6 protein-coding genes are annotated in these 5,294 nt (G+C 23.0%); 1 reads left to right on the forward strand and 5 read right to left on the reverse strand.

Features of this window, described 5'->3' with window-relative positions; genetic code table 11:
• Positions 1-362 precede the first annotated feature (362 nt).
• Positions 363-521 carry a hypothetical protein gene (locus KTO59_RS03255; RefSeq protein ID WP_284928610.1) on the forward strand — a complete coding sequence of 53 codons (159 nt, stop codon included), beginning with the start codon at positions 363-365 and terminating at the stop codon, positions 519-521.
• A 195-nt stretch (positions 522-716) separates the two neighbouring features.
• Here the strand turns inward: KTO59_RS03255 and KTO59_RS03260 are convergent, their stop codons facing one another.
• The 5 genes from KTO59_RS03260 to KTO59_RS03280 form a co-directional block, all read right to left on the reverse strand.
• A complete protein-coding gene (locus tag KTO59_RS03260; RefSeq protein ID WP_284928611.1) occupies positions 717-1,310 on the reverse strand; it encodes a Panacea domain-containing protein in 594 nt (197 codons plus the stop codon).
• Between the two features lie 214 nt (positions 1,311-1,524).
• Entirely contained in the window at positions 1,525-2,475 is a 951-nt protein-coding gene (locus KTO59_RS03265) for a restriction endonuclease subunit S (protein WP_284928612.1), read from the reverse strand.
• Positions 2,462-3,157 carry an N-6 DNA methylase gene (locus KTO59_RS03270; protein WP_284928613.1) on the reverse strand — a complete coding sequence of 232 codons (696 nt, stop codon included), beginning with the start codon at positions 3,155-3,157 and terminating at the stop codon, positions 2,462-2,464. Before KTO59_RS03270 ends, KTO59_RS03265 begins: the two co-directional genes overlap by 14 nt.
• 23 nt (positions 3,158-3,180) lie before the next feature.
• Complete coding sequence (locus KTO59_RS03275; RefSeq protein WP_284928614.1) at positions 3,181-4,293, reverse strand: N-6 DNA methylase; 1,113 nt, start codon at positions 4,291-4,293, stop codon at positions 3,181-3,183.
• Between the two features lie 114 nt (positions 4,294-4,407).
• Positions 4,408-4,707 (reverse strand): hypothetical protein, encoded by a 300-nt coding sequence (locus tag KTO59_RS03280; RefSeq protein ID WP_284928615.1) that lies wholly within the window; start codon positions 4,705-4,707, stop codon positions 4,408-4,410.
• Positions 4,708-5,294 lie beyond the last annotated feature (587 nt).

Raw genomic sequence — 5,294 nt, forward strand, 5'->3', positions numbered from 1 at the left:
GACTAGTTTGATTTAACTAGTCTTTTCAGTATTAAAAATAAATTTATTTACACTTTTTTGAAACAGTGCGCACACCCATCTTTGATGATTAATTCTTTTTGTTTTTTGTTTAATTTTTTCATAATTTTAATTTCCTTTTTTTTAATTTTTATTTTTTTTGTTAATTGCTTAACGTTTTTGTTTGTTTGTTTTTTTATTTATTTGTTTTGTTGTTTAATAAAAAAAGCACTGTTGTTTAACAGTGCTTTAAAAAATTCGTTTTTTTATTTTTATATATATAATATAATTAACACCTTCATTAAGGTGTATTTTATTTCCTTTCTGAAGGTGTTAAAAATGCAATCAAAGAAAGGAAAAACAATATGATTACAACAATCCAAATAATAACATTATTTTTAGAATGTTTTTATGTTTTTTTGAATTGTTTAAATTCTTTATTGAATTTTACAATACAAAAAAATGAAACAACATCATTTAAAATAATTGTTATTAATAATTTTATAATAAAAAAAGACCTATAGCGAGGTCTTTTTTTTAAAAAAAATGCAACCAAAATTTGGTAATATATTTACAACAATCCTATATCCCTCAACAAATCAACTCAACAACGAAAATCAAGAAAATCAATTGAGGTTATAATAATAATAACATAAAAAGAAATTATTTGTTATTATTTATGTTTGAAATTGGTTTTTTTATGTCTTGATATTTGTTGATTACTTTATTTTTTTGAAATTTTTTATGAAATATTTTTTTATTATTTCATCTTTAATAACATTTTTAGACCAATCTTCATTATTATCCCAAGCTGATTGCCAAGGAGTTTCTTTATGTGTCAAATTAGATAAAGTAGTAGCTTCTTTATTTCCATACAATTCTATTATTTTATCGATTAAAACACGATGATCGTTTGTTAAACGTTTTTCTTCTCCTTTTTTAGTTCCGTTAAAAATTGTTTTGTAGGTATAACGCTTAAATTCATTATATAAATTAGGGAAAACAGGGCCGTGAAGCCACGCTTCGACGGGCTCATTGAAAATTGGTTGATCGTTTTCAACTAAATATTTAGCATATGTATAATAAACCAATTTTTGTAATTTCATATTAGTAACTTTATTCTTATTTTTTTTAATAATGTAATTAGCAACGTCAAAAATGTTGATTTGATTTTTTTCAATATCTTTTTTTATATTTAAACTATTTTCCATATTTAAATCAACTCCTTTGTTTTTAATACTAATTAAATTATATAATAATTTTAATTGTTTTTCAAATGATATAATTTTTTGTTGTATTTGTTTTTTGGTCATGATTGGTTTTTTTACTCCTTTTTGTTTTTGGTTTAATGGACTTGCTAGTTGTTGTGTGTGTTTGGTTTAGGTAAAAGAAAAAGATCCTGAGTAGGGTCTTTTATTACGATGAAAAATTTAATTATTTCTAATTATTTAATTGTGATAAATCATTTATTTTTATTTTTTTATAATTTACTAATTGATTGTTTGATTGAATTTATAGAAATAACAGTTATCTTGAAACAAGACTGTTACCATATGGCAAAGATTTAATATAATTTTCCATAAATTCCCAATCTAGATTACCTGTTTTATCAATTGGTAATTTTATTCTACTATTTCTCATTTTTTCATTACTCCAGTTTCGACCATAATTAAATCTATATTTTTCTTTTTCAAGTAAAGTGATAATAAAAAAAGCATTATAGTGATTAATATTTTTATTTTGTAAAATAGTCACACTAGTAGTAGCGTAGAAAAGTTTTTTTTGATAAAAAGAATAACCAACAGAACCGCCATTTGCTACTGTAATACAATTTGCTTTAAAAAGTTTTTTACCTTTTTTGATGTAACAATTTAAACCATTATCGAATTCACTAGAACTTATTAAAGGTATATTGCCAATTTCCGAATTTTGAATGATTTCTTTTCCTCTTTCGAGAACAAATAAATCTTTTAAATTAAAAAATTGCCATTTTCTATCATTTAAAGTTATTTTTTTATTAATTAAAGGTTCTTTTAAAATTTTTTTTATTTTTAACTTAGGAATTTTTTGTTGGATATTTTCGTAAGAAGGTACTAAAAGATTTCTTAAAGTTTTATTCATTTGTCGACCAAAAGAAAAACGATATTTATTGGCTTCGATATAAACACAAAAACATAACATTTCATGTTCTGACATTCTGACATTTTTTTTTGGTTGTAAAATAAAAAGATCTCTACCACTATAATATGGTTTTTTTTGTAAAAAAGATGATCCTACTGAACCGCCACCAGCAACTGAAATAGTGTTAGCAGGATTAGGTATAATATTATCAATTGGTTTTACATATCCGCAAACACCATTATTTTTTTCTGTCCTTGATACAAAAGGTATTCCATTATTATCTAAATCACAATTACTAAAAACTAAATTAACGCCTATTTGAATATCAAACAAATCTTTTAATTTAACTAATTTCATAATTATCACTACTATTCAAAAATTCAAAAGCTACAAAATCTTTTATTTTTTTAATAAAATCTTGATCATTTAAAGTATCATAATTAGTTTCCATATAAGCTTCCGCTACCCATTCGTCATCATATTTGACAGGATGATTTACTGATAATCCAGACATATTTTTTTTATTGTTATAAGCGTCAAGCCATATTTTTTTAATATCGGCCCATTTATTTTTGATATCACTTCTTCCTTTATTTTTAGTTTTAATAAATCCATCATCTTTAAAATAACCAAAAAAAGTATTAACATTGGTATTATGTGGAGTATGTGCTTCCCAAATTAAAATAACTGTATTTACTCCTATTGGGTGAAATAAATCATCAGGCATCGATAAAACAGCTTTTAAAGTATGATTTCTAAATAATCTTTCTTTAACATTAATACCTTTAGTATTGAGCGCCGTACTAATTTGACAAATAGCAACACATTTACCACCTTTTATTAAGCAATCTAAACTATTCTCGATAAATTCTAATTGTTGACCAGCATTCCCATCTTGATAAGGTGGATTTAAAAAACTAATATTGGGTTTTTGTTCTTTAACTATTTCTTTTAATTTGTTATCAAAACAATCTCCATGAAAAATACTACTTTTTCCATCTCCTCTCATCATCATATTAGAACATGCATGACTAAACATATCTGCTCTTTTTTCAATACCTATTAATTGTTCTGATTTGATTTTTTTTGTTTATCATTTTCATATTTAGCATTTTTAAGCATATTATTCATGGCGGAAACTAAAAAACCACCAGTTCCACAACAAGGATCAAAAACTATATCATTTGGTTGTAAATTTACTAAATCGCAAAAAAAATCTGCTATATGTGTTGGCGTTAAAACAAGTCCTATTTTTTTATCACTACCAGCATATCTAATAAATTGAGTATAAAATTTTCCCAAAAGATCAAATTTATTATTATTAATAAAAGGTAAAATATTCTCATTTATATCATCTATCAAGTCTCTCAATAAATTATTAGGTTTATCATTTATAAATGATGAATTTAATACTGTATTATTTTTATATTTTGAATATTCAAATATTATAATTTTTATTTTTTCTTGCGAAAGCCCTTTATCTTCTAAAATTTGTTGACAATTTGTTATAATGTCATCTATAAGTCGACTGTTTTGTTTATTATTGTATAATTTATAATTATTAATAAAAATTTTATTTTGTAAAGCCACTAAAATAGAACTAATAACAGTACATCTTTCTATTTCAGGTATAGAGTAAGAATGTAATAATTTATTATATTCAATAGCTTTCATTATCAAATTTTCTTCAGTAATAGGTTTTTTTTGTTCTAATATTATTTTTGTTAATTGTTCAGGATTTAATATAAGTTTGTTTTGTATATTTTTATATTGATAACTTTTTTTTAACCATAAAAAAGTAGATATTTTCTTTTCTTGTTCTGTTTGACCACTAACTGCAATAGCAGTTATATCAAAATAGTCTTTACAATAACTAGCATATAGTAAAACTCCATCTACAGCATAATTTTTATATTGTTTCTTATCCGTACTCTCATGTTTAGTTGTTTGTGCTTTACATTCTATTAATATCAATTCATATGGTTTATCGCTAAATGATATTATAAATTCTGGGTATCCTTTCCCTTTACCTTCTTTACTCGCTGATTTAAGTAATTTATTTATTTTAGGATTATCTGAAGATTGTTCTTCAATGATTATGTTTGGATTATTATAATATCCAGCATCTTTTAGCATTTTTCGTACTAGTTGTTCGGTTTTTCTTTCGTTTACCATTAATAAATCCTTTCGTTTTTTAATTAATGCGGAATCAAGAACATAATTAATGTCTAATGAAATATAATATTGGATAACATTTAATTTAATGTTTTTATTTCGTTTTTGTATCTTTTAATCACTAGGTGGTTTATATTCTCTGCCTGTGTTAAATTTCTCAGTATTTTTCTCCTTTTTTTTAACAATAACTAAATTATATAATAATTTTAATTGTTTTTCAAGAAATATAATTTTTTGTTGCATTTGTTTTTTGGTCATGATTGGTTTTTTTACTCCTTTTTGTTTTTGGTTTAATGGCCTTGCTAGTTGTGTGTGTTTGGTTTGGGTAAAATGAAAAAGGTCCGTGAAGAGACCTTTATTGGTTGCTTTATTGTGGGGATTTTTAATATAAAAATAATAATCTCTAAATGGCAAAAATAAAATCCCAAAATTTAGTCGTTATTAAATTGTTGGTGTTTGACTTTCAATTTTGATTCAATTTTTAGATCTATAATTGAAGTTGGTTGAATTCCGTTAGTTCTCAATTCTACAATTATAATTGATGTATTCGTTGTCGTTGGTGTTGGTTCAAGTTTTATATCAAATATTTTTATAATCTAAAACGTTATTATTAAAATAAGTATTGTTAAAATTAAAATGTTTACTAATGAATCATAAAAACGAATGAATTTAGGTTTTTGATTTATAGTTGTCATTGTTTTATTCTCTTTTTTTGTTTTTTTGTTAATTACTCCTTAATAAATTTTATTATTATTTTTTATAAACAAAAGAAAAACTGAAAGCATAAAGGTTCATTTGAATATAAAAAAAGACCTTAAAAATTGAAGGTCTTATAATATAAAAATAAAATTTAAAATTATAGAATTATTTACAATATTTTTTTTAAAACTGTATTTATTTTTTATTTCTAATTCGTTTTTATTTTTAAAAGAATTTTTTTTATTAAATTGTTATTTCTTTTTTTGTTTTCTTTTTTTAATTAAAATTTGAATATAAAAAAA

The organism is Candidatus Phytoplasma sp. AldY-WA1 (assembly GCF_020312115.2).
Lineage (GTDB): Bacteria > Bacillota_I > Bacilli_A > Acholeplasmatales > Acholeplasmataceae > Phytoplasma > Phytoplasma vitis.